A 22,574-nucleotide genomic window follows, 5' to 3' on the forward strand; every position below is an offset into this window, starting at 1 on the left:
GGGCTCTCGCGTGCTCCCGTTCGCTCTCGTCCGTGAGAAATGTGTGAGACGAGGTGAGACGAAGAGCTCTCTGGCCGCACTGAATCCTGGCAGGTCTCCGGTGCGGCGAAACGCCCCGCTCCGACCGACCCTGCGCAGAACTCCGGCCAGGCGGGTGCTTGCCCGTCGACGCACCGGAGGCTGCGCGGATCTCCGAGATCCAGGGGGCGGCCGGGCTGTGGCGCCTTAGACGTTGTTTCTTATGGTGCGTCCGAGCACGCATGCTGGAGGAATGCGAAGGCCACGTCGGCGGAATCAGTGGGGAACCGCAGCGGGACGGTGGCCCGGTTCGGCGTCGTGATGACGTAGTGCCGCGCCAGGTAAGAGAGATCGCCCCAGCTTTCTCGGACATGGGCGCGCATCAGGACCTGGCCGCATCTCGTGCAGGCGATCCAGGGGACGAGGACGAGACCAGCCAGGTCTTGTCCGGCCCCGTCTATTGCCTCAGGGGTAGTGTTTCCATCGCCTTCGATCAGCTTCAGGGGGCCCGGTGCGCCTGCATCACGGCACTGAAGGATCTGGGGCGTGAGGGCCTCCCGCTCTCCCCAGGTCTCAGCGAGCACGGAGATCTGGGCTCTGGCTGTCTCGCTGATCGGCACCTGGTGGCCGAGGATGCCGGCGACAAGCAGGCCAAGTCCCGCCTCCTGCTCTCCGATGTCCCAGCAGTCTTTGACTTCCTGGGCTTCGGCCTCTGGCAGCAAGGCCGCAAGCTGGTTCCACGTGACGGTGTCGTCAGTCACCTGTCAGACGCTACCGCCCGGCGCTGACACCCAGACGTCGCAGGCACATGAGCATGACGGCGATGGCAGTGAAGCCAATGAAGTGTTCGGGCTTCCGCTCGTAGCGCCGACGGAGCCGACGGCACCCGGACAACCATGGCATGGTCCGCTCGACCACCCAACGACGACGGCCGAGGCGGGCCGAGCTCTCGGCCCCGCGGTGCGCGAAGCGCGGGACGATGCCGCGCTCCCGCAACCATTTCCGCAGGTGGTCGTAGTCATGGCCCTTGTCGCCGTGCAGCTTGGCAGGCCGCCGACGGCGCGGTCCCTGGCGGGATCGGATGGACGGGATGCCCATCACCAAGGGCACCAGGGCCCGGCTGTCGTGCAGGTTGGCGCCTGAGACGGCGACCGAGAGCGGCAGGCCGTTGCGGTCGCAGATCAGATGACTCTTCGACCCGTTCTCAGCGGAGAGGAACCGGAGGGCAGAACTGGACACGTCCAGCCCGGACGGGTAAACGAGCATATGAAGCCTCTGGTAGAGACTGAATTCTTGGCCGAAAACCCATCTACCAGGAGCTTCACCCCGGTGTTAGGCCGACTGGCGAACTGCCGAAGCAGGCTGGAAGCCCTCGTTGACCACCGGTCCGGGGTCCAGCCAAGGTGAGGCCAGAAGCCGCAACGGAGATGATCTTGAGGCTGTGGCGGTCACCTGGTACAGGTCCCAGTCACGTGAGCAAGTGGAACTCGGAGGCAGTGTGGATCTACCTGGATTCCACAGCCTGATCCCGGGGCGACCCCGGCGACTGTCAGTCTCCGGAGGGAAGGGGCTCTGCTGCCGTGCGAGCGGGTTCGGGTGTGTGCGGCGTCGGGTGGGCTGTGCTGGCGGGGGCCAGGGGCACCGGAGCCCGTTCGCCGCCCAGCCAGGACAGGTCGACGGCCACAGCGACCATGGAGGCCACGACGATCAGTGCGCCGGCTGTGGCAAGCGCAACTCGTCGGCGGCGGATCCGGAAGCCGCCGGCGACGGCCGCGTCGACAACGCTGGGTAGCGCAGGCTCCGACTCGGCGCTGAGGACTGCCTGGAAGGCCGCGTGCAGAGCATCGTTCTCGTGCTCACTCATGGCCGGTTTCACCTCCTGGTCCCTTCACTGTCAAACCCTTCGACGATCTCGCGCAGCCGGGCGAGCCCGCGGGCGCTTTGGCTCTTTACCGTTCCCGGACTCACCCGCAGTGCGTGCGCGGTCTGCTCGACGGACCAGTCCTCCCAGAATCGCAGGACCAACACGGCCCGGTAGCGGGGCGCCAGCTCCATCAGGGCTTCTTGCATCATCAATCGCAACTCCGGTGCGCCGGACACGGCCGAGGGAAGATCGGGTGGCTCGCTCACCGGCTCCTCACGCCAGCCTCTCTTGCGCCACTGGTCGATGAAGGTGCGGGTGAGGATGGTGCGAGCGTAGGCATCCGCATTGCCGTCCCGGCTGACCCGTCCCCAGGCCGCGTACAACTTCATCAAAGTCGTCTGGGTCAGGTCCTGTGCCTGGTGCCAGTCACCGCAGAGCAGGTAGGCGCTGCGTCGGAGCTGCGCCTGCCGCGCCTCGGCAAATTCCCGGAACTCTCGTTCCCGGGCCGTGTCCCTCACTCTTTGCCGGCCTCTCCCTTGCACACCACTCCATCGGTCATACATACGGGGAGTGGTCCTCTGGGGTTGCACCGTGCGGGCAGGAGAATTTTCCCGCCGCACCGTGCAACCTGACCGCCGCCCGACTCCGTACCTCTCTCCCGAAAGGGCTTCCACGCACAGGTGGGGAGTCCGGCGATCCGAGGAAGAGGCACACCGTTGTCGAAGCACCGCAAGTTCTCGCATAACCGCCGCGCTATGTTCAGCGTGGCCGCCGGTACCGTTCTGGCCGCCGCGGGGATGGTCAGCGTCGCCAGCGCCGCGACCCCGGCCACTCACGCGAACCCGGTCCCGGCCACTCAGGCGGACCCGGTTGCCGCCACTCACGCGGACCCGGTCCCGGCCACCCACGCAAACCCCGTTGCGTCCACCCACGCGGACCCGGTTGCCGCCACCCACGCGGACCCGGTCCACGCCAAGTCTGTCGCCGAACCCCTCTCGTCGCTGAGCGCGGCCGAGCGGGCGAACGCGGTGGGCTGAGCCCCACCCCGAGGAGTACGCACGCCTCCCCGAGAGCCTCGGGCCTTTGCCCGGTGCGGGAGGCGTGCTGCTCCGCACGACCCGCCGTGGACCTCATTGCCCCTCGGAGGGGTAGCAACGTGCCCTGGATGAAGATCGGGCGCCCCTGTGGCGTGTCCCGGGAGCGGTTCCTCTCTGACATCCCCGTTGCGGCTTTTGGCTTTACCTTGGCTGGACCCCGGTCTGGCCTATGCGAATCTCGACATCATGAGTCAGCCGGTTGTCTTGAAGGGCGCGCTGCTGCGTCCGTGGGGCCGACCGCCGAGCTCGGCGTCGAGCGTCTCCTGAGCCACGCGCATGGACTCATGCGTATACGGGGGCCTGCACAGCCTCTTCCACATGCAGTCCTCGGAGACGTCCTCAACGCGGCTGACCACCCACCAGATGCTGCCGAAGGGGTCCCTGATACGCCCTCCGCGCTGTCCGAAGGCGTCGTCAGCCAGGGAAGTGACGACGTGGCCGCCATCTGCGACAGCTTGTGAGAACGCCTCCTCGTCGTCGGCGACGGTTGCGGCCTGCCGCGCGGTCGCGACCACCTGGTGGCCGACGGCCAGGGCGGCGCGGGTGATCCCCAAGTCAAGGTCCCTGGGACGCCCCCGTGATGCACCAGAGGGTCTCCTGTCTCCTCCGGTGTTCAGATGGTGGTGGGCAGGTCGAAAGCCGCGCGGTTCTGGGCGACGAACCCCTCGACGTCGAGGGGGTGACTGCCGCCGACCGTCTTCACGATGTCGTTGGTGTCGGCGAAGACGCCGTTGCGACAGCCGACGGCCACCGCGAGCAGGTGCTGGATCAGGTGGTAGGGCGCGCCGCGTCCGCGCAGGATGGCGGCGAACTCGTCGAGTTCGATGGGCACGTAGGTGACCTCGCGGTCCAGCGCTCGTGACATCCCCTCGGCGATCTCGTAGTGGTTGAGCTCCTCGGCTTTCGGTGACGACGACTACGACGCGCTGGGGAAGGGGTGGCTTGAAGGTGCTCTCGCCTACACGCAGCAGCGAGCAAGGGAGTGCGTGGGCTGCTGAGCCGGGTGCGGGCCCGCTCGGGAACTGGTGAAGGGGGCCGGTGGCGACTGTCCGACTACATGGACCACATCGGCCGCATCGAGCGGCGGTATGCCGCTCCCCGGCCTCGCTCTGGCGTGCGGCGCGTGACCATCTGACTGAGGTTGGGGCCGACCTGCGAGGCCGGGCGGCATCATGCCTCCTGGTCAGTGGTGAGGGCCGCGTCGCGTCCGGCGCGGCCTGCTCGTACGGCGGCTCAGCCCGCTGCGGCCGTCGGGGACTCCGCGTGCCGAAAACCTGGCAGCACCAGGCACAACACGGCCGCGACGGCTGTCGCGGCGGCGCAGGCGCCTACCGCCCAGGCGCCGGAAGCGTGCTGGACGATCAGGCCCGCGATCAGTGGCGCCAATGTCGCCAGTGCGGTGGCCGCCATCATCACCGTGCTGATGACTCGGCCGCGCATGTCCTCGGGCGCACTGCGGAGCACCACGGCGACGAGCGCCCCGTTCGCGGCCGGCGCGAGCAGCAGTGCCAGCGCGACCGGCGCCGCCACCAGCGGTGACGGGATGAACAAGGCCGCAGCACCGAACAGCAGGGCGGCGGCCAGGGTGATCGTGGTGGTCAGGGTTGCCAGGCGCACGCGCCCCTGCAGTCGGGGCGCGACCGCGGCGCCGAGCAACCCGCCGGCCGCGATGCCTGCCTGCACGAAACCGATCACCGCGGTGGATGTCCCGTGCTGCTGCATCGCGAGGGTGATGCTGAAGATCACGCCGCTGAAGGCGAAGTTCACCAGGGGCGTCTGGATCACCGCCGCGCGCAGAATCGGTACCTGCCAGACCAGTTGCAGGCCATCGGTCACCTCACGCCACAACGACTTGCGCACGGCCGCCTTCTCCGGCCGGAACCGCCCGCGGATCCGGCTCACCGTGCCGAACGACACCGCGAAGGAGATCGCGTCGGCCAGGAAGGGGACGGCACGGCCTACTCCGAACAGCACTCCGCCGAGCGCCGGGCCGGCCAGGCTGGCACCGTAGGTCCGGCCTTCGCTGGCGGCCCACGCCTGCTCCAGCTGCTCGTCCGGCACGATTCCCGGCAGCGCGGCGGCGGCGGACGGATCGAAGACGGCACCGGCAGCTCCCTCGATCAGGCTCACGGCGAGGACCACCTGCCAGGACGCGGCATCCAGTGCGATCAGAATGCCGAGCAGAGCCAGCAGCACCGCTCGCGTGATGTCACAGATGATCATCGTCAGTCGCCGGTCGAACCGGTCCGAAAGCGCCCCAGCGGGCAGCTGCACGCACAGCACGGTAATGGCCCGCACCGTGCCGACGACCCCGGCGAGCACCGCCGAATGGGTCAGGGCCAGGATCAGCAGCGGGTAGGCGATCCCACTGATCTGTGTGCCGGTATCGGACAGCAACTGCCCGATCCACAGCATTCGAAAGCCCCTATTGCGCCGTAGCGGAACCTGTCGTGGCACACCGGTGGCTATTTCAATTCCGCTGGCATCGCTCACCTTCGGAACCATACGCGCAGGTCAGGGCCACGCCAGAGCAAGGAATTGTGATCCATGTCACAGCATTTCCCTGCATGGCATCCGTGAGCGCATACGACCTCGTGGTTTGCGTCGCGGTGAGCAACTTCCCTCGCATCACCCACCGTTGACACATCCGGATAGCGGCTGCGAGCGTAAGTCTCCGCCGCCCATCCGAGAGTTAATTCGAAGCTATTCGACAGTACCGCTCTTAACCGTCAAGCAGTCGACGAATTCGCCTGCCGAGAAACGGTCATCTGCCTTTCCCCAGTTAGCGACGCGTCTCAACCTCCTGCCGGCTGGGCGCAGACGCGGCGCGAACCATTTGCGACTTTCCACCAATACGGTCTTCGGTGGCTGACGCCGCAAAGCAGAAACAGAGGAGCTCGGTGACACTCCATTCGGCCGCACGGCTCGCGCAGACTTCCCATTTCTGGGCGGACGGATTCCGAAGCGTGCCTTCCGCGCTTGAGCGCTGGGCCCGGGAGCGACCGGACCAGATCGCTTTCACGTTTCTCCAGGGCGGGGAGCATCCGTCCGCAAGCTTTACCTGGCGGACCTTGGACCAGGCGGTCGCGACCAGGGCCGGAACTCTCGCTCGCGCTGGGCTGGCCGGTCGCCGGGCCCTGCTGGTGTACGAGCCCGGACTGGAGTTCGTCACGACGTTTGTCGCCTGTCTGCGGACGGGAGTCGTCGCGGTTCCCGTTCCGGTGCCCCGCCGGGCCTCGGCAGGCGAACGGGTCCGGGGGATCGCGGAGGACGCCGACACCGACGTCGTCCTGACCGACACCCCGACACTGTCGGGCCTCGCGGATGCGAGGCTCTCCGGGCTGCGCTTCATCCGGACGGATGTGGCGGGCGCACCCGACGGTCCACAACGCGAGCCGGACCCGCACGAGCCCGCGTTGCTGCAGTACACCTCGGGGTCCACGTCCACTCCCAAGGGCGTGGTCGTGACGCACGCGAATCTCTGGCACCAACCTCGCGAGCTGGACGAGCTCTGGCCGACCCAGCCGGGCGAACCCACGGTCTCGTGGCTGCCGATGTTCCACGACATGGGGCTGATGTTCGGGCTGGTCCTGCCGATCTTCCGCGCCTCACCGGTCACCCTGTTCGCCCCCGAGGCGTTCGTGCGGCGACCGATCCGGTGGTTGCGAGCCATCTCCGACGCCAGGGCCGTCACTTCGATCGTCCCGAACTTCGCCTACGAGCGATGTCTGGAGAAGATCAGCGCCGAGGAGCGCTCCGAACTCGACCTCTCGTCGTGGCGGTACGCCATCAACGGGGCCGAACCGGTCAGGGCCGAGACCATGCGCCGGTTCATCGACACATTCTCCGCGTGCGGTCTGAGCGAGAGCTCCGTCGTCGCCGGCTACGGCCTGGCCGAGGCCACGCTGAAAGTCGCGGGAACAGCGCGGGGCCCGTCCCGCGCGCTGAGCCTGTCCGCCGAGCAGCTGCGCGCTGGGCGGGCCGTCCGAGCGCGGGTGGGCGAGCAGGCCGTGGCCAAGGTCGAATGCGGCACGTCCTCGCCGGGCACCGAGATCCGGATCGTCGACCCCGCGACCGCGAAGGCGGTGCCCGAAGGGACCGTGGGCGAGATCTGGGTCAGCGGCCCGTGCGTGGGCGCCGGCAACTGGAACCGCCCGCACGAGACGGAGCAGACCTTCCGGGCGCGGATCACCGACGATCCCGACGGTCCGACGTACTTGCGGACCGGGGACCTGGGTTTCGTGGCCGACGGCGATCTCTTTGTCACCGGACGCCACAAGAATCTCCTGATCCTCCAGGGTGAGAACCACTATCCGCAGGACATCGAAGTCACGGCGGGCGCAGCCGCGCCGGGCGCAGGTCGCGCGACCGCCTGCGCGTTCGCGATCGACGGCGAGCACGAGGAACGCGCTGCTGATGTGGCACCGCAGGGGATCGCGAAGAAGTGGGACTACCCTGCCCGACGTGGCCGTACCGTGCTTCGACCATGCGGCCGCAGAGGGCTCTTTCACCGTGCTCAAGTCCGAGACCGGCACCACCGCTTGGCCGTCCCGGGAACAGGCCCGGCAAGACGTATTCTGATGGATCACGCAGTATTACAACCGAGAGCGGATCCACTCGGCCATCGGCTACCTCACCCCGCATCAGGCACAGACCCGCTATCGGAAACGCCTCGACCTCACGGCATAAAATGGAAGTATCGGACCTCAGGGGCCACCTCAATCAAGAGGAAGCTCCACAGGCGCCATTCAAGCCATCTACGGAATTGACGGACGCAGAGGAGAGAAGGCCGCCGTCAGGTCCTCTCTTCAGGAACAGCTTGACGAGAAACAGGACCGGAGCCCGCCGAATTCCTCGGCTCCATGGAAATGCACGCACCGACTACCGCAGTTGCCCGGTGCGGCCTTCTTGACGTCGGCGGCTCGCCCGCAGTAGCGACGCGCCCGCCGGGGAGAGTGTGTGCAGTACGTGCGTGGCATGTCGGTTACTGACGAGCAGCCCGGCGTCACGCAACACCGCCGCGTGTCTACTGGCCGAGGGGGCGGAAATCCCCACGGCACGGGCGATCTCGGAGGTGGTGGCACCCGCACCCGCGGCCGTGACCGACAGGACGGTCGCCCGAGTACGGCCGAGCAGAGCGGTCAGCGGAGCAGTCGGGGGTGGGGACACTGGCTCGTGCAGGAGGGGGTAGACGAGGACGGGTGGCAGTCCGGGGTCCGCCAGGGTGATGGGGGCTTGCCAGCAGAAGTGGGATGGAATGAGACACAAACCCCTGCCGCCCAGATGGAAGTCCCGGTCCTCGACCGGATACTGGACCGACAGGACCGGCGGTTGCCACGACATGGCGGGCCCGAGCCCGGCCAGCATCCCATGGACCCCGCCGTCCAGCAGGTCACGGGTGCGGGCCGACCGGTCAGCCTCTAATCGGGCCTGCATCAGGTTGGCGACCGGGGCGACGGCGGTGGCGTGGTACGCACGGAGCGCCGCCACGAACTCCGCACGCTCACGCGTTCCGCCCAGCCGCCACGCCCATTGGGGAGTGCCCACCACCCGGTCCAGCAGCGCGAGTTCGTGGAGCACCCGCCGCGATGGCGTAGACATGACAACATCAAGTCCGGCATCGAGCCCCCCACTCTCTGTCGGGCGGGGGGTGAGGAAGTCCGGGAAGTAGGCGGCACGCGGAAAGAGCGGCAGCAGGACCTCGCGGACCAGGTGGTCGAGTTGCTGTTCAACGAGCTGCAGGCGGGTGGTGCGGTACCAGTCCGCGTGGGCCCAGCGGCCGGCCCGCGTCTGGAACCGGTGCAGGCTCATGGCGACTTCCCAGAGAGCGTCGGGTCGCGCAGCGACCGTGGTTTTCGCCAGGTCCGCATCGGTGAAGTGAATACGGAGCATTCCGTTCCCCCTCTGCACCTGGGAATTTTCATCCCAGTGAAACATGATGGCCACCCCATGCCCTGGTTGGCAATATCGCTCACCAGCGTTGCAATGGCCCCACGCCTCCCGTGAATTGAATTCCGCCATGGCCCAAAAGGTGCAGGCGAGTAAAGGGGACAAGATCACCTCCCCGGTTACACCACGCAAAGGCAACTGGCAGGCAACGCATCGGAAAAGACCAGGTAAGAAAACTCCTCGTACGTACAGCCAGAGAAAGAGGAATCCGCATGAGATCCTTCCGTTTGGCAGCGGCACTCACCGCCACCGCCCTGGCCGCTCTGTTGGGCCTCGCCCTTCCCGGCAACGCCTTTGCCGCCGACGGGCACACCACCACGGTCGCCACCGCCCCGCAAGCGGTACAGGGAGCCGCCGCATCCGCCGTGGTCTCCCCGCAGGCCATCGGGGACTGTCCGAGCACCTACTTCTGCTTCTGGGTCAACTCCGGCTACAACGACGGGCCGGGCAAGTTCTCCGGCAGCAACACCAACTGGGGCGCCTACTCCCACTCCACGTGCGGCAACGGGACCTGGAGCGACTGCGCCTCCTCGGGCTACAACCACGGCACCAGCGGTCTGGGCGTCGAGGTGTGGAGCGGCACGGGGTACACCGGGTTGTCAGCCTGCCTGCCCAAGGACTGGTCCAACAGCAACTTCGCGAACCTCGTCTGGCCCGGCACTTCGACCAGCTTCAACGACTCGATCAGCAGCAACTACTGGACCTCGGCCTGTTGACCTGGACTCTTTCCGCGACCGGATGACGGGCAGTCACCGATGACATACCTCTCGCGCCGCGGCATCGGGCGCGCACCGACATGCTCGCTGCCCCTGCTGATCCTCGTGGTGACCCTAGTCTGCGCGGCCGCGACCGCGTGCACCGGACCGGGTACGACCGCACATGCGGAGGCGGTGCCGTCGGCGCGGGAGTTCGGCCACGCCACCGCGGTCCTCACCAGCGACGCCACCGCCCTGCGTCAACGCCGGCAGCTCTTCGACGCTCTGCAGATCCTCACCCAGCGCTGCATGCGCGACCGGGGACTGCGCTACCTGGTCACCAGCGCGGGCCCGCAGCCGCCGACCGGGGCGACGACGGCCGACTCGATCGGTTCCCGCTCGGCCCCCGGCTACGGCGTCTCCACAACGCTGGGCCGCATGAACAGCGGCGACACGGCCGAGGACCGGTACGTCCGCTCCCTGTCCACCGCCGAACAGGCCCGCTACACAGCGGCACTCGACGGCCGCACCGACCAGGCGACGCCGCTGACCCTGCCCAGCGGGGCGAGCGGCACCTACGGCACGGGCGGCTGCATGGCCCAGGCCAGGGCGCGACTGTACGGCACCGTACAGGCCGCCTTCGAGGACACGCTCGTGCCGCAGGACGTGGACCATCTCCTCGAGGCATACCTGGCCTCCAACCACTCCTATCAGAGGGCCTTGGGACGCTGGCAGCGCTGCATGACCAACGCCGGTCGGCCGGCGAGGACGCCCACCGCACTGATCCAGTCCCTGCAGGCCGAGGCGGTCAAGGGAGCGAGCGCGTCGACGCTGGCACGCGAGCAGCGAGCCGCCGCGGTCGCCGATCAACACTGCGACGCGGAAAGCGAGTTGCGCCGCACGGGCGCGGCACAGCGCGACGCCTTCCTGCAACACCAGCCCGCACGGACGAGGGCCCGACTGGAGGAGGTCTGGCAACACCGGCAGCAGGCCCTGGCCCGGGCCAAGGCCCTGCTCGGCAAGAACGCTCCCCAGAAATGACCACGGGGTGGTTCCGAACGGTCTGCAGACATCCGGCAGAACCAAGAGTGCAGGACATGCATCGCCTCGGGTGCTGTTCTGGGTCGCGAGAAACCTCTGGTCCCAACCGCTCCCATGGCAATGCCACCGACAAGAGGTGTCGGCCTCTCGGGGAAGATCGCCGCCCCGACGGGACGGCTCAGAGGTTGGACGAGGCAACGACTGTTCGCCGGTTTCCCTTTGCAGCCTGCGGTCCAGGCACTCTCTGCCAGTTGGGCAGTCCGCCCGTGGCCGTGACGAAATCGGCATCGGCGCTGGAACGCCGCGCACTTCCGACGAGCCAACCGGGCAGTTCCCGGCCACGATACGGGCGAAGGCACCGGCTGCCGGGGGCGGTTCCGGGGTGGGCAGGCTCATCGAACGCGGACGGTTCTCCGGACTGCCGAACCACCCTCCGGTGGTACGTGAGCGAGTGCCTGCTCGACCCTGCGCCTGCCGAAAAACTCATCCGTCCTGGTGGAGGCTGGTGCACAGCTGGTGTCGAGCGCGGGCGCTCTGGGCACCTGGTGAGTGCCCCGGCAGGATGACCTGTCGTGCTGCTTCGACCTGCCTGTCTGGGTGTGGCGAACGTGTTCTCCCTGCTGCGGCTGCTGCCTGTGAAGAACCAGGACAAGGACGCGGAGGTCCTCGCGCTGCGGCACCAGATCACCGTGCTGGAACGCCAGCTCGCCCAGGATCGGGTGCAGTTCACCCCGAGTGACCGCGCGTTCCCGGCCGCGCTGCTGCACCGGCTCCCGCGCGGTGTGCTGCGCCGGGCACGGCTGGTGGTGCGCCCGGACACGTTGCTGCACTGGCACCGTGCCCTGGTCTTGCGCCACCACACGGCCCGTTCCCGGCCGGGGCGTGCGGATCGGCCGCGTACCGTGCGCCCGATCCGCCTTCTCGTGCCGCGTCCGGCGCGGGAGAATCCCGGCTGAGGCTACCGGCGCATCCGCGACGGGCTGCTGGTGCTGGGCGTGCAGATGGCCGCCTCCACGGTATGGGAGATCCTGAACGAGGCGGGGATCGACCCGGCACCCGAGCGGGGTTCAGCACCTGGACGGACTTTCTGCGCTCCCAGACGCGTTTGGGGAGACGGCACGAGCCCGGGGCACCGCAGTGGGCTCGGCAGCCGGAGCGGAGGCCTCTGCGGCGGGGAAACGGTCGGAGAACATCGTGGCTGCAGCGTCGTGTGCCGGCGCTCGTCGTACTGCCACCGGGAGCACGGCAGGGCTCTCACGATCGGGGATACCCACCCGATGGCCGACGACCGCCGCGCAGCAACAGGCTTGTTAGGGCTGAGGCATTCCAGCCGGGCCGCCCGCACCCATTGACGGACGCTCCGACCACCGCGAGTCGCGACAGGATCGCAGATCAGGGTGGCCACGGGGAGGACCACTGGCCAGTTGCCGAACGCAACGGCGACAACACTCCCGCCAGAGAGCCGTCAAACCGTGACAGGAATGTGAGACACGAGCCCCAGCAGAGAGCAATAAAGACCCTCCGACCTGGGCATTTTACTCGGTCACTAGAATCCGCTCCCATCATAACGTCATGTACGTCCTGTACATTTCTTACAGATGCCGAAGGAGGGGTACCCATGACCCGACCGTTCGCCCGCCATGTCCTGCCCGAATTCACGGAGCGCACCAGCTCCGGGCACCGGACGACGGACCCGTACTCGAAGCTGCTGGAGGAGCGGATCGTCTTCCTCGGGACGCCGATCGACGACATCTCGGCGAACGACGTGATGGCCCAGTTCATGCACCTGGAGTACCTGGCGCCGGACCGGGACATCTCGCTGTACATCAACTCGCCCGGCGGCTCGTTCACCGCGATGTCGGCGATCTACGACACGCTGCGGTACGTCACGTGCGACGTGGAGACGATCTGCCTCGGCCGGGCCGGCACCAGCGCGGCGGTGCTGCTGGCGGCGGGCACCCCGGGAAAGCGGTCGGCGCTGCCCGGCGCGCGGATGACGCTCCACCAGCCCTCGCTGCCCGAGCCGATCCAGGGTCAGGCGAGTGATCTCGCCATCCAGGCCGAGGAGTTGGCGCGCACCCGGTCCCAACTGGAGGCGGTACTGGCCCTGCACACGGGCCGGACGGTGGAGCAGGTGAGCGCGGACATCGAGCGGGATCGCATCCTCGACGCCCAACAGGCCCTGGAATACGGGCTGGTGGACCGGATCGTGTCCACCCGCAAGACCTCGCTCACCGAGTCCGGCGGGGAGTGAGCCGACGATGCTGCCGCCGGAACTTCCGCCGCTGCCCGCGTTGACGCGCGCCGAGGGCGAGTTGATCGACCGTTATCTGGACGTGGCCGACCTGCTGGGCCGTATCAACCCGGCGCACCACGGGGACACCTACCGTGGGCTGAGGGCCGCCCAGGCGCTGGTGGCCAAGGCCACCGAGCTGCGGGACGCGCTGGCCCTGATGCATCAGCGGGGCGAGACCGAGCTGCACGCCCCCACGCTCGCGCGGGCGCTGCGCGTGCTGGACGGAGAGCGCCGCACGGCTCGGGTCACGATCCCCGCACCCTCCGACAGTTGACGGACCCGGAGCCATGACGGCCGGGGTCGAAACGGGCCGAACGGCGTACCCCCGATCGGCGTAGTCGCCGCTCCGCCCATGCGGCCGTCCGGGTTGCGCAACACGCGTAGCCCGAGGGACGGGTGAGGTGTTCCGGTGCTGGTCCGAGGGTGGTGCGACCTCGACACGCCCTCGAACACCGATACGTTCAGCCGAACGAGTGAGTGGTGAGTAACCCCACAAATCCCCGATTCCGTTGGGCTTTTCGGACATTCATAGGTGAAGATCCCTGTCTGACGACAAGACCCCGCCGCAGCGGCGGGGCGATCCGGGCGGACGCCGAGTCCTGCCGCCGCCCGGATGACAGGTCGACAGGATTGCATCGGCAGGAGTGGAGGACCCAGGCACGACGGGTCGCCGGGACGGTCACGCCATGACCGGGCCGAGCAGCCCTTGGGGTGAAGCCGCGTCAGCGGCCGGGCAACTTTGTCAGCCCGAATCCGACAGGTCATCCTTCACAGGCGGCTGACGAAGGGTTGCGCATGACTGCGCTCAATCGTGTCCCGTCGCTGATGGTCAGGGCCGGTACGGCTTCGGCCTTCGCCATCGCCGCCGTAGGCGGTTCCGTCGTGATCCCGGGCGTCGCATCCGACGCCGCGGCCGCGACACCCGCGACGAAGGCACTCCAGGTCGCGGCGTCCAAGAAGGGCGCCCCGTACAGGTACGGGGCCACCGGGCCGGGCCGCTTCGACTGCTCCGGGCTCACGCTGTACTCGTACAAGAAGGCAGGCAAGAAGCTGCCCCGTACGGCGGCCCAGCAGTACAACAAGACCCACCACATCTCGGCCGGAAGCCGCAAGGCCGGGGACCTCGTCTTCTTCCACTCGGGCTCCAGCGTCTACCACGTCGGCATCTACGCCGGCGGCGGAAAGATCTGGCACGCCCCGAAGACCGGGGACGTGGTGCGGTTGCAGAAGATCTGGACCAAGAGCGTCTGGTACGGCCGGGTCAGCTGATCCGTGCTGAAGACTCCCGAGGGGGTGGCGGTCTCCTGACGGACCGCCACCCCCTCGGGTGTCCAGAGGCGTTCCGCATGTCCCTCTACGGCTCCTGCTGGCCCGCCGCGGTCACCGGCCGGGCCGGGACTGTCCAGGGCACCTCGATGGAGACCGTCTTGCCGCCCTCCAGGGTCGGCCGGACCCGCAGTTTGCCGCCGCACTCCGCGGTCAGCCAGCGGATGATGACCATGCCCCGGCCGTTGTCCTGCTGGACGGCGGCGGGCAGGCGCTTCGGGAAGCGGGGATGGCTGTCGGTGACTCCGATGCGCAGCTGTTCGTCACGCTCCAGCTCGATGTCCACCGTGAAGGTGGGTGACTGTCCGAAGGTGTGCTGTACGGCGTTGGTGGCGAGTTCGGAGACGATGAGGCGGATGGTGTCGGCGACCTCCGTGTCCGCCGGCAGTCCCCACTCCACGAGGGTCCCGACCACGTAGGAGCGGGCGGTGGAGACCGAGGCGGGATCGCTCGGCAGAGTGACGGATGCTTCCAGATGGTCTGCCATGGCGCGGTCGTCCCTTTCCCGCGGGACCGGTGTCCGACACGGAGCGGATGGTTCGAGTACGGTCCCGGACTGGTGCTTCTTCGCCAGACTGCCATTACCGCGTCGCCAACGGTGCCGATCCACCAAGATATGCATATATCTGTCGCTCAAAGCGGTGAACTCTGCGAACCCAGACTCTATTTGGGCGACTCGGAAGGAGTAAGGAGAAACCCATGCAGTACGGTCCCGCGGTGCGCCGCCGGAAACTGGGCGCCGAACTCCGCGCGTTGCGTGCGGACGCGGGGCTCACCAGCGGCGAGGCGGCCCGGCTGGTCGGCTGGCACCAGTCGAAGGTGAGCCGCATCGAGACCGGCGCGAGTGGCGTGAAACCGCCCGACGTCCGGTTACTTCTGGACGCCTATGAGGTCGGCGACGCACAACTCCGGGACATGCTGCTCGTGTTGGCGGGTTCCGACGACGGGGGCGGCCGGCACCACTGGTGGCACGCGTATCGCGGTGTACTGCCGCCCGCCTACCGGGACTTCATCAGTCTGGAGTCACAGGCCAGCACGATCCGCACCCTGGAGACCTCGGTCGTCCCCGGGCTGCTGCAGACACCCGAGTACGCCCGGGCGGTGACCCGGGCCGCCGTGGGAGGCCTCGACCACGACGGGCCGGAGCGGCTCGACGCGCTGGTGCAGGTGCGGCTGGCCCGGCAGGACATCCTGCGCGCCGATCCCCCACTCGAACTGAGCGTGGTCCTCGACGAGGCGGTGGTACGCCGGGAGGTCGGCGGGCCGGGTGTGATGGCACGGCAGCTGGCGCGGCTCACCGAGGCGGCCCAACTGCCCCAAGTCCGGCTTCAGGTCTTGCCGTTCGCCGCAGGAGCGCACATCGGCATCACCGGTCCTTTCGTTATCTTCTCCTTTCCGAGCACTTCTGATCTGGACGTGGTTGTTCTCGACCACTTGACGAGTAGCCTCTACCTCGAACGGAAAGAAGACCTAGAGGCCTACAGCGAGGCCTTCAACACCCTTCAGTTCCACGCCCTTTCACCCGAGGACTCGTTGGACTACATCGCCGGAATAGGTGACGGCGCGTAAGGAGGCACCATGTCTGCACTGCCTCGGAACGTACCTTCCAGTACCGATCTGTCCGGAGTGCGGTGGCTGCGCAGCAGCTACAGCACGGGAGCGAACAACTGCGTCGAGGCGGCCCGTCCGCACTCCGGCCCCCGCAAGGGGCTGCTCGCCGTACGCGACTCCAAGGACCCCCAGGGACCCGCCCTGCTCTTCTCCCCCGAGAGCTGGACGGGATTCCTCGGCGCCTTCCACTGATCGGTTCTCCTCGTCAGCGACGCACGACCGTGTCACGCCGACTCATGGTCGCGTTTCGCCGATCACACGTACAGCGCGTTCGATCTCGGCCCCGGAGAGGTCCGCTCGGGCGGTCAGCCTGAGCCGTGAGATGCCGTCGGGCACGGAAGGAGGACGGAAGCAGCCCACGGCCAGCCCTGCCGTACGGCAGTCGGCCGCCCATTGCACGGCCGCCTCCGGGGACGGTGCCCGCACCGACACCACCGCGGCGTCCGGACGTACCGCTTCCAGACCCGCGGCGGTGAACCGTGCGTGCAGCTCACTCGCCACGGCGCGCGCCCGGGCCGCCCGCTCGGGCTCGCGCCGCAGCAGGGTGAGCGCCGCCAGCGCCGCGCCCGCCGCCGCGGGCGCCAGCCCGGTGTCGAAGATGAACGTCCGCGCCGCGTTGACCAGATGGTCGATCACCCGGGCCGGCCCGAGCACGGCCCCGCCCTGACTGCCCAGCGACTTGGACAGGGTGACCGTCACGACCACGTCCTCGGCCCCCGCGAGCCCCGCCGCGTACGGCAGCCCGCGCCCGCCCTCGCCCAGCACCCCGAGCCCGTGCGCGTCGTCGAGCAGCAGCCCCGCCCCGAACTCCCGGCCGGCCTCGGCGAGCGCCCCCACCGGAGCCGCGTCCCCGTCCACGGAGAACACCGAGTCGGACACGACCACGGCCGGCCCGTCGTGCGTCCGCAGCGCCTTGCGCACCCCGTCCGGATCGGCGTGCCCCACGACCTGGGTGGCGCCCCGGGCCAGCCGGCAGCCGTCGATCAGGGAGGCGTGGTTGCCCGCGTCGGAGACGATCAGCGAGCCGTGCGGGGCCAGCGTGGTGACCGCGGCGAGGTTGGCCGCGTAGCCGGAGGAGAAGACGAGAGCGGCCTCGAACCCGGTGAACTCGGCCAGCTCGCGCTCCAGCCGGGCGTGCAGCTCGGTCGTCCCGGTGACGAGCCGCGAGCCGGTGGACCCGCCGCCCCAGGTCCGCGCCGCCGCCGCGGCCACTTCGACGACCTCGGGATGGTGGGCGAGCCCCAGGTAGTCGTTGCTCGCGAGATCGAGGAGCGGCGAGTCGGCGGGGCGCGGGCGCAGGGTCCGTACGAGCCCGGCGCGGCGGCGCAGCTCCGCCTGGTCGTCGATCCAGCCGAACGCCATGGTTCCTCCGGGGCTTTTGTAGGCAGTGCACAGACACTAATCGGACGACCAGCCGCCCATGGTGTGGTGATACCCACACCGTCGACCCCATGTCTTGTGCAATCTCTCCTTGGCCGAGGGCGGTCCCGTAGGACAGGATCGGGACTCATGGACCTGCTGAACACGCTCGTGGACAAGGGGCTTCGGCGCGAGCTGCCGACCCGCGCCGAAGCACTCGCCGTCCTCGCCACCTCCGACGACGACCTGCTGGACGTCGTGGCCGCGGCCGGAAAGGTGCGCCGGCACTGGTTCGGCCGACGGGTGAAGCTCAACTACCTCGTCAACCTGAAGTCCGGGCTGTGCCCCGAGGACTGCTCGTACTGCTCGCAGCGGCTCGGCTCCAAGGCCGACATCCTGAAGTACACGTGGCTGAAACCCGACGACGCCTCGAAGGCCGCGGCGGCCGGTGTGGCGGGTGGCGCCAAGCGGGTCTGTCTGGTGGCCTCCGGCCGGGGTCCGACCGACCGGGACGTGGACCGGGTCGCGGGCACCATCAAGGCGATCAAGGACCAGAACGAGGGCGTCGAGGTGTGCGCCTGCCTCGGCCTGCTCTCCGACGGCCAGGCCGACCGGCTGCGCGAGGCGGGCGCGGACGCCTACAACCACAACCTCAACACGTCCGAGTCGACGTACGGCGACATCACGACCACCCACACGTACGCCGACCGCGTCGACACCGTGCAGAAGGCGCACGCGGCCGGTCTCTCGGCCTGCTCCGGCCTGATCGCCGGCATGGGCGAGACCGACGAGGACCTCGTCGACGTCGTCTTCTCACTCCGCGACCTCGACCCGGACTCGGTGCCGGTGAACTTCCTGATCCCGATGGAGGGCACCCCGCTCGCCGCCGAGTGGCACCTCACCCCGCAGCGCTGTCTGCGCATCCTCGCGATGGTGCGGTTCGTGTGCCCGGACGTCGAGGTGCGCATCGCGGGCGGCCGTGAGGTCCACCTGCGCACGATGCAGCCCCTCGCCCTGAACCTCGCCAACTCGATCTTCCTCGGCGACTACCTGACGTCCGAGGGCCAGGCCGGCCAGGCCGACCTGGAGATGATCGCGGACGCGGGCTTCGAGGTGGAGGGCGCGGGCGAGGTGACACTGCCGCAGCACCGGGCGACCGTGGCGGCGGGCGGGTGCGGGTCGCACGAGGAAGCCTGCGGGGGCTGCGGTTCGCACGAGGAGGCGGGCGTCTGCGGCTCGGCTCCCGCCGCCACGCCCGCCCCTCAGGTCGACGAGGTGCGCCGCGACCTGGTCTCCGTACGCCGTCGAGGTGCCGGAACGGATCTCGCGCCCAATGCCTGACCCGACCGCCCTGCCCGGCATGCCCGTCGCCGAGCTGCTGGAACTGGACCGGCGGCACGTCTGGCATCCCTACGGTCCGATGCCCGGCCGTGTCGAACCGCTCGTCGTGGAATCGGCGAGCGGGGTCAGGCTCCGACTGGCGGACGGATCGGGCGAGTTGGTCGACGGCATGTCGTCCTGGTGGTCGGCGATCCACGGCTACAACCACCCCGTGCTCAACGAGGCCGCGCGCGAGCAGCTCGGCCGGATGAGCCACGTGATGTTCGGCGGGCTCACGCACGAGCCCGCCGTACGGCTGGCGAAGCTCCTTGTCGACATGTCTCCCGAGGGCCTGGAGCACGTCTTCCTCGCCGACTCGGGCTCGGTGTCGGTCGAGGTCGCGGTGAAGATGTGCCTCCAGTACTGGCGCTCGCTCGGCCGCCCCGCGAAACAGCGCCTGCTGACCTGGCGCGGTGGCTACCACGGCGACACCTGGCAGCCGATGTCGGTGTGCGACCCCGAGGGCGGGATGCACGAGCTGTGGTCGGGAGTGCTGCCGAGGCAGGTGTTCGTGGACGCGCCCCCGACCGAGTACGAGGAGTCGTACGCCGACCGGCTGCGCTCGGCGATCGAGCGGCACGCGCACGAGCTGGCCGCGGTGATCGTGGAGCCGGTGGTGCAGGGTGCGGGCGGGATGCGGTTCCACTCCCCCGCGTATCTGCGGGTGCTGCGCGAGGCGTGCGACGCGCACGACGTGCTGCTGGTGTTCGACGAGATCGCGACGGGCTTCGGCCGTACGGGCGCGCTGTTCGCGGCGGAGCACGCGGCCGTCACCCCGGACGTGATGTGCGTGGGCAAGGCACTGACCGGCGGCTACATGACGATGGCGGCGAGCCTGTGCACGTCTCGTGTGGCCGAGGGCATCTCGCAGGGCGAGGTGCCGGTCCTGGCCCACGGCCCGACCTTCATGGGCAACCCGCTCGCGGCGGCCGTGGCCTGCGCGTCGATCGAACTCCTCCTGAACCAGGACTGGTTGACGGAGGTCAAGCGCATCGAGGCGGCCCTGCGGGAGGGCCTGGCCGCGGCCTCGGGGATCCCCGGCGTCCGGGACGTCCGCGTTCTCGGCGCCATCGGCGTGGTCCAGCTCGACCACGACGTGGACATGAAGGCCGCCACGGACGCGGCCGTACGCGAGGGCGTGTGGCTACGGCCGTTCCGCGACCTCGTCTACACGATGCCGCCGTACGTCACGGGCGACGCCGACCTGGCTCGGATCGCCCGCGCGGTGTGCGCGGCGGCACGGGAGGGATGACATGCCGGTACTGGTGATCACGGGCACGGGCACGGAGGTCGGCAAGACGATCACCACGGCCGCGGTGGCCGCAACGGCCCTCGCGGCGGGCCGCACGGTGGCCGTCCTGAAGCCCGCCCAGACGGGTCTACGGCCGGACGAGCGCGGCGACGCCGACGAGGTCGCGCGGCTCGCGGGCACCGTGACGACGGCCGAACTCGCCCGCTACCCCGAGCCGCTGGCCCCCGGCACGGCGGCCCGCAGGGCCGGGATGCCCCCGGTGCACCCGCGTGAAGTCGCCGAAGCGGCCCAGAAGTTGGCCACCGAGCACGACCTGGTCCTGGTCGAGGGCGCGGGCGGCCTGCTCGTACGGTTCGACGAGGAGGGCGGCACACTGGCGGACGCGGCGCGACTGCTGGGCGCACCGGTCCTGCTCGTGGCATCGGCCGGCCTGGGCACCCTGAACACCACCGAACTGACGGCCCGTGAACTCCGTTCCCAGGGGCTCGACTTGCTGGGCGTCGTGATCGGGAGCTGGCCCAACACCCCTGATCTTGCGTCGCGTTGCAATGTGGCCGACCTGCCGGAGGTATCCGGAGCGCCACTGCTGGGCGCGCTGCCGGAGGGGGCGGGGGCTCTCACACCTGCCGACTTCCGTGCGGCGGCGCCGAGTTGGCTGGCAGGCCGGCTCGACGGGACGTGGGACGCGGAGGGGTTCGGGGTGCGCGAGGCGCCGTAACCGGACGGCGTTCAGGCCTCCAGCCGGTCCAGCCAGGCGTCCTGGCCGTCCGCCAAGGGGAAAGCCAGGGGCAGCGGCTCGAAGCGGCAGTGGAAGGTCATGCCGTTGTCGCGGCCCGCGCCCGTCACATGGTGGTCCCAGGTGTCCGGGACCTCCGCGTCGGCGTCCACCTCCAGTTCGAAGAACGTGGTGTGGCGCGGGAAGTGGCGGATCGGGTGCGGGGTGTGCTCCTCGGCGAGCGGGCGCAGTACGCGCACGCAGGTCAGCCCGGACTCCTCCGCGACCTCGCGCAGCACCGCCTCCTCCAGCGGCTCCTTGGGCGCCACGCCTCCCGCCGGGACGTGCGTGCCGGGCGGGAGGTCCGCGTCATGGTCGAACACGAGCAGTTCCATCGGCCGTCCCGTCCGCCGGCGCAGCACATAGGCCGCCACCCGGACGCGCAACGTCAACTCCCGCATGCCCGCAGCGTAAGGGAAGGGCGGGGCGGGGATTTCAGGATGCCTCCCCTTCCGCCAGCAGCCGCACCAGTTCGATCCGGGAGCGGATGCCCAACCGGCTGAAGACGCCGCGCAGATGGTGGTCGATGGTGCGGGGGCTGAGGGCGAGGCGGACGGCGATCTCACGGTTGGTGGCGCCGTCGGCCGCCATGCGGGCGACCATGAGTTGCTGGGCCGTCAGGCGGGCGGCAGGTGCAGCGAGGGCGGCCGCGCCCACCGGTGTGCCGAGGGCGCGGAGTTCGGCTCGCGCCTGGGCCGCGCAGTGCGGGGCGCCGAAGGACTCGAAGGCCTCCAGCGAGGTGTGCAGGTGGTCGCGGGCCTCGGTGCGTCGCCGCAGTCGGCGCAGCGCGCCGCCGAACAGCAGCTCGGTGCGGGCCCGTTCGAAGTCGCGGGTGCCGCGCGCGTGCAGATCGAGGGCGGTGCGGTAGTGGTCGACGGCCTCGGCGCCGGGGGCGAGCAGGGCGCGGCAACGGGCGCTCAGGGCAAGGTCGTCGGGGCTGCGTACGGCACGTGTCCAGCGGTCGTAGTCGGCGTGCGCGGCGCGGGCGATGCGGGTGTCGCCGCTGCGAGCGGCGGCCTCGACGTAGTGCGGGGTGGCCAGGTGCCGTATCGCCCGGTGGCCGTGGCCCGGGCCGAACCCGGCGAGCGCTCTCAGCCGGGCCGCGGCGGCGGCGAAGCGTCCGCTGCTCAAGTCGAGGTAGGCGAGCGCCCATTGGGCGAGGGCGGCGGGCAGTCCCAGACCCCTGCCCAGGGCGAACGAGCGGGCGGCGGCGGCCCGTTCGCGGCAGACGTCCTCGTCTCCGGTGAGCGCCGCGAACATGGCGAGGGCCGCTTGGAGATGGCAGGCGCCGTTGTCCTGACCGGTGGCGTGGGCCTGCCACAGGGCGTCCGCCGCGGCCTCCTCGGCGGCTCGCGGGTGCCCGGTCCAGAACTCGGCGTAGGCCCGGAACTCCATCGCCTGCGGCACGATCACCGTCGCACCACGCGCCCGGGCCGAGGCGGCCGCCCGCACGGTGGCGGTGGTGGCGCGGGTGTGGTCGCCGAGCATCAGGGCCGCGATCCCGGCGTGGACGAGGAGGGTGGGGTCGCCGCCGGGGCCGCATCTCCCGGCGGCGGCTTTCAGCAGGTCCCGTGCGTCCTCGTAGCGCCCCTCGAAGGCGGCGGCCAGTCCCCCGAGCGTCCCGTGCGGCACGATCCCGAGCCGGGAGGCGACGGCTGCCGCCTCCCGGCAACGTCTCAGGTCTCCGGTGTAGACGGCGGCCTCGGTGGCCCGCGCGAGGAGGTGAACCGCATGGTCGGAGACGGGAGTTCGGGGCTCGGCGGTGACGCGGGGTGTCTCGGTGGAGCACAGCGGCGTGGCCGTCGGCGGCTCGGCCGTTCGGGGTGCCGGCGTTGCGGGCGCGTGCGCCCGGGGGGCTGCCGTTCCCGGCGCATCCGCCTGCGGAGCTGCCGTTCCGGACGCGCCCGCCCG

The 22,574-nt window shown here is 69.6% G+C and carries 22 protein-coding genes, 3 pseudogenes and 1 riboswitch; of the genes and pseudogenes, 13 read left to right on the top strand and 12 right to left on the bottom strand.

Annotated elements, in window-relative coordinates:
- Positions 1-239: 239 nt before the first annotated feature.
- The 4 genes and pseudogenes from ACWDEW_RS21830 to ACWDEW_RS21845 all read right to left on the bottom strand — a co-directional run bounded on the left by ACWDEW_RS21830 (position 240) and on the right by ACWDEW_RS21845 (position 2,400).
- Positions 240-779 carry a hypothetical protein gene (locus ACWDEW_RS21830; protein WP_450514613.1) on the bottom strand — a complete coding sequence of 180 codons (540 nt, stop codon included), beginning with the start codon at positions 777-779 and terminating at the stop codon, positions 240-242.
- Positions 780-789: 10 nt separating this feature from the next.
- Positions 790-1,224, bottom strand: a pseudogene (locus tag ACWDEW_RS21835) (IS5 family transposase); the annotation flags it as partial.
- A gap of 343 nt (positions 1,225-1,567) precedes the next feature.
- Positions 1,568-1,882: a hypothetical protein gene (locus tag ACWDEW_RS21840; RefSeq protein ID WP_450514614.1), complete on the bottom strand. Its 315-nt coding sequence runs from the start codon at positions 1,880-1,882 to the stop codon at positions 1,568-1,570.
- Between the two features lie 8 nt (positions 1,883-1,890).
- On the bottom strand, positions 1,891-2,400 hold the full coding sequence (locus ACWDEW_RS21845; protein WP_450514615.1) for a SigE family RNA polymerase sigma factor: 510 nt from the start codon (positions 2,398-2,400) through the stop codon (positions 1,891-1,893).
- A gap of 237 nt (positions 2,401-2,637) precedes the next feature.
- On the opposite strand from ACWDEW_RS21845, the gene ACWDEW_RS21850 reads away from it, so the two are divergent.
- Positions 2,638-2,919, top strand: a complete 282-nt coding sequence (locus ACWDEW_RS21850) for a hypothetical protein (RefSeq protein WP_450514616.1) — start codon at positions 2,638-2,640, stop codon at positions 2,917-2,919.
- Between the two features lie 251 nt (positions 2,920-3,170).
- Here the strand turns inward: ACWDEW_RS21850 and ACWDEW_RS21855 are convergent.
- The 3 genes and pseudogenes from ACWDEW_RS21855 to ACWDEW_RS21865 form a co-directional block, all read right to left on the bottom strand.
- Positions 3,171-3,464: pseudogene (locus ACWDEW_RS21855) on the bottom strand (VOC family protein); the annotation flags it as partial.
- Positions 3,465-3,592: 128 nt separating this feature from the next.
- Positions 3,593-3,844 carry a hypothetical protein gene (locus ACWDEW_RS21860; protein ID WP_450514617.1) on the bottom strand — a complete coding sequence of 84 codons (252 nt, stop codon included), beginning with the start codon at positions 3,842-3,844 and terminating at the stop codon, positions 3,593-3,595.
- 368 nt (positions 3,845-4,212) lie between these two features.
- Entirely contained in the window at positions 4,213-5,472 is a 1,260-nt protein-coding gene (locus ACWDEW_RS21865; RefSeq protein ID WP_450514618.1) for an MFS transporter, read from the bottom strand.
- A 371-nt stretch (positions 5,473-5,843) separates the two neighbouring features.
- On the opposite strand from ACWDEW_RS21865, the gene ACWDEW_RS21870 reads away from it, so the two are divergent.
- Complete coding sequence (locus ACWDEW_RS21870; protein ID WP_450514619.1) at positions 5,844-7,748, top strand: fatty acyl-AMP ligase; 1,905 nt, start codon at positions 5,844-5,846, stop codon at positions 7,746-7,748.
- Positions 7,749-7,860: 112 nt separating this feature from the next.
- On the opposite strand, the gene ACWDEW_RS21875 is transcribed toward ACWDEW_RS21870, so the two are convergent.
- Positions 7,861-8,790 (bottom strand): ArsR/SmtB family transcription factor, encoded by a 930-nt coding sequence (locus ACWDEW_RS21875; protein ID WP_450514620.1) that lies wholly within the window; start codon positions 8,788-8,790, stop codon positions 7,861-7,863.
- A gap of 350 nt (positions 8,791-9,140) precedes the next feature.
- Here ACWDEW_RS21875 and ACWDEW_RS21880 point away from each other — a divergent pair, with 350 nt between their 5' ends.
- The 6 genes and pseudogenes from ACWDEW_RS21880 (at position 9,141) to ACWDEW_RS21905 (ending at position 14,229) form a co-directional block, all read left to right on the top strand.
- Complete coding sequence (locus ACWDEW_RS21880; RefSeq protein ID WP_450514621.1) at positions 9,141-9,644, top strand: peptidase inhibitor family I36 protein; 504 nt, start codon at positions 9,141-9,143, stop codon at positions 9,642-9,644.
- A 39-nt stretch (positions 9,645-9,683) separates the two neighbouring features.
- Positions 9,684-10,664 carry a hypothetical protein gene (locus tag ACWDEW_RS21885; protein WP_450514622.1) on the top strand — a complete coding sequence of 327 codons (981 nt, stop codon included), beginning with the start codon at positions 9,684-9,686 and terminating at the stop codon, positions 10,662-10,664.
- A gap of 572 nt (positions 10,665-11,236) precedes the next feature.
- A pseudogene (locus ACWDEW_RS21890) lies at positions 11,237-11,763 on the top strand (integrase); the annotation flags it as partial.
- Between the two features lie 519 nt (positions 11,764-12,282).
- Positions 12,283-12,918, top strand: a complete 636-nt coding sequence (locus ACWDEW_RS21895) for an ATP-dependent Clp protease proteolytic subunit (protein WP_450514697.1) — start codon at positions 12,283-12,285, stop codon at positions 12,916-12,918.
- Between the two features lie 7 nt (positions 12,919-12,925).
- A complete protein-coding gene (locus tag ACWDEW_RS21900; protein WP_200716610.1) occupies positions 12,926-13,234 on the top strand; it encodes a hypothetical protein in 309 nt (102 codons plus the stop codon).
- Between the two features lie 338 nt (positions 13,235-13,572).
- Positions 13,573-13,752, top strand: a riboswitch (cyclic di-AMP (ydaO/yuaA leader).
- A 3-nt stretch (positions 13,753-13,755) separates the two neighbouring features.
- Positions 13,756-14,229 (top strand): C40 family peptidase, encoded by a 474-nt coding sequence (locus ACWDEW_RS21905; RefSeq protein WP_200716611.1) that lies wholly within the window; start codon positions 13,756-13,758, stop codon positions 14,227-14,229.
- 85 nt (positions 14,230-14,314) lie between these two features.
- Here the strand turns inward: ACWDEW_RS21905 and ACWDEW_RS21910 are convergent, their stop codons facing one another.
- Positions 14,315-14,773: an ATP-binding protein gene (locus ACWDEW_RS21910; protein WP_019070948.1), complete on the bottom strand. Its 459-nt coding sequence runs from the start codon at positions 14,771-14,773 to the stop codon at positions 14,315-14,317.
- A 212-nt stretch (positions 14,774-14,985) separates the two neighbouring features.
- Between ACWDEW_RS21910 and ACWDEW_RS21915 the strand changes: the two genes are divergently transcribed.
- Positions 14,986-15,855: a helix-turn-helix domain-containing protein gene (locus tag ACWDEW_RS21915; RefSeq protein ID WP_450514623.1), complete on the top strand. Its 870-nt coding sequence runs from the start codon at positions 14,986-14,988 to the stop codon at positions 15,853-15,855.
- Between the two features lie 9 nt (positions 15,856-15,864).
- Positions 15,865-16,089, top strand: coding sequence for a DUF397 domain-containing protein (locus tag ACWDEW_RS21920; protein ID WP_450514624.1), 225 nt, complete (start codon positions 15,865-15,867; stop codon positions 16,087-16,089).
- A gap of 42 nt (positions 16,090-16,131) precedes the next feature.
- On the opposite strand, the gene ACWDEW_RS21925 is transcribed toward ACWDEW_RS21920, so the two are convergent.
- Positions 16,132-17,259 carry an 8-amino-7-oxononanoate synthase gene (locus ACWDEW_RS21925; RefSeq protein WP_450514625.1) on the bottom strand — a complete coding sequence of 376 codons (1,128 nt, stop codon included), beginning with the start codon at positions 17,257-17,259 and terminating at the stop codon, positions 16,132-16,134.
- Between the two features lie 147 nt (positions 17,260-17,406).
- On the opposite strand from ACWDEW_RS21925, the gene bioB reads away from it, so the two are divergent.
- From bioB to bioD, 3 genes are read left to right on the top strand one after another with little or no spacing between them, the layout of a single operon-like run.
- Positions 17,407-18,597 (top strand): biotin synthase BioB, encoded by a 1,191-nt coding sequence (gene bioB, locus ACWDEW_RS21930; RefSeq protein ID WP_450514626.1) that lies wholly within the window; start codon positions 17,407-17,409, stop codon positions 18,595-18,597.
- A complete protein-coding gene (locus ACWDEW_RS21935) occupies positions 18,590-19,888 on the top strand; it encodes an adenosylmethionine--8-amino-7-oxononanoate transaminase (RefSeq protein ID WP_450514627.1) in 1,299 nt (432 codons plus the stop codon). The genes bioB and ACWDEW_RS21935 overlap by 8 nt, the downstream gene beginning before the upstream one ends.
- 1 nt (position 19,889) lies before the next feature.
- Complete coding sequence (gene bioD / locus ACWDEW_RS21940; RefSeq protein ID WP_450514628.1) at positions 19,890-20,606, top strand: dethiobiotin synthase; 717 nt, start codon at positions 19,890-19,892, stop codon at positions 20,604-20,606.
- 11 nt (positions 20,607-20,617) lie between these two features.
- Here bioD and ACWDEW_RS21945 read toward each other — a convergent pair whose 3' ends face one another.
- A complete protein-coding gene (locus ACWDEW_RS21945) occupies positions 20,618-21,064 on the bottom strand; it encodes an NUDIX domain-containing protein (protein WP_450514629.1) in 447 nt (148 codons plus the stop codon).
- 34 nt (positions 21,065-21,098) lie between these two features.
- A partial coding sequence (locus ACWDEW_RS21950; RefSeq protein WP_450514630.1) for a LuxR C-terminal-related transcriptional regulator occupies positions 21,099-22,574 on the bottom strand: 1,476 nt, incomplete at its 5' end.

The sequence above is a fragment of the Streptomyces sp. NPDC001100 genome, assembly GCF_053598575.1.

Excerpts from the sequence above, each read along its gene's own strand:
- ACWDEW_RS21945 (WP_450514629.1), bottom strand. The coding sequence starts at position 21,064 with ATGCGGGAGTTGACGTTGCGCGTCCGGGTGGCGGCCTATGTGCTGCGC.
- ACWDEW_RS21920 (WP_450514624.1), top strand. The coding sequence starts at position 15,865 with ATGTCTGCACTGCCTCGGAACGTACCTTCCAGTACCGATCTGTCCGGA.
- bioD (WP_450514628.1), top strand. The coding sequence starts at position 19,890 with ATGCCGGTACTGGTGATCACGGGCACGGGCACGGAGGTCGGCAAGACG.
- ACWDEW_RS21875 (WP_450514620.1), bottom strand. The coding sequence starts at position 8,790 with ATGAGCCTGCACCGGTTCCAGACGCGGGCCGGCCGCTGGGCCCACGCG.
- ACWDEW_RS21910 (WP_019070948.1), bottom strand. The coding sequence starts at position 14,773 with ATGGCAGACCATCTGGAAGCATCCGTCACTCTGCCGAGCGATCCCGCC.
- bioB (WP_450514626.1), top strand. The coding sequence starts at position 17,407 with ATGGACCTGCTGAACACGCTCGTGGACAAGGGGCTTCGGCGCGAGCTG.
- ACWDEW_RS21905 (WP_200716611.1), top strand. The coding sequence starts at position 13,756 with ATGACTGCGCTCAATCGTGTCCCGTCGCTGATGGTCAGGGCCGGTACG.
- ACWDEW_RS21925 (WP_450514625.1), bottom strand. The coding sequence starts at position 17,259 with ATGGCGTTCGGCTGGATCGACGACCAGGCGGAGCTGCGCCGCCGCGCC.
- ACWDEW_RS21900 (WP_200716610.1), top strand. The coding sequence starts at position 12,926 with ATGCTGCCGCCGGAACTTCCGCCGCTGCCCGCGTTGACGCGCGCCGAG.
- ACWDEW_RS21935 (WP_450514627.1), top strand. The coding sequence starts at position 18,590 with ATGCCTGACCCGACCGCCCTGCCCGGCATGCCCGTCGCCGAGCTGCTG.
- ACWDEW_RS21840 (WP_450514614.1), bottom strand. The coding sequence starts at position 1,882 with ATGAGTGAGCACGAGAACGATGCTCTGCACGCGGCCTTCCAGGCAGTC.
- ACWDEW_RS21880 (WP_450514621.1), top strand. The coding sequence starts at position 9,141 with ATGAGATCCTTCCGTTTGGCAGCGGCACTCACCGCCACCGCCCTGGCC.
- ACWDEW_RS21895 (WP_450514697.1), top strand. The coding sequence starts at position 12,283 with ATGACCCGACCGTTCGCCCGCCATGTCCTGCCCGAATTCACGGAGCGC.
- ACWDEW_RS21860 (WP_450514617.1), bottom strand. The coding sequence starts at position 3,844 with ATGTCACGAGCGCTGGACCGCGAGGTCACCTACGTGCCCATCGAACTC.
- ACWDEW_RS21915 (WP_450514623.1), top strand. The coding sequence starts at position 14,986 with ATGCAGTACGGTCCCGCGGTGCGCCGCCGGAAACTGGGCGCCGAACTC.
- ACWDEW_RS21885 (WP_450514622.1), top strand. The coding sequence starts at position 9,684 with ATGACATACCTCTCGCGCCGCGGCATCGGGCGCGCACCGACATGCTCG.
- ACWDEW_RS21850 (WP_450514616.1), top strand. The coding sequence starts at position 2,638 with ATGTTCAGCGTGGCCGCCGGTACCGTTCTGGCCGCCGCGGGGATGGTC.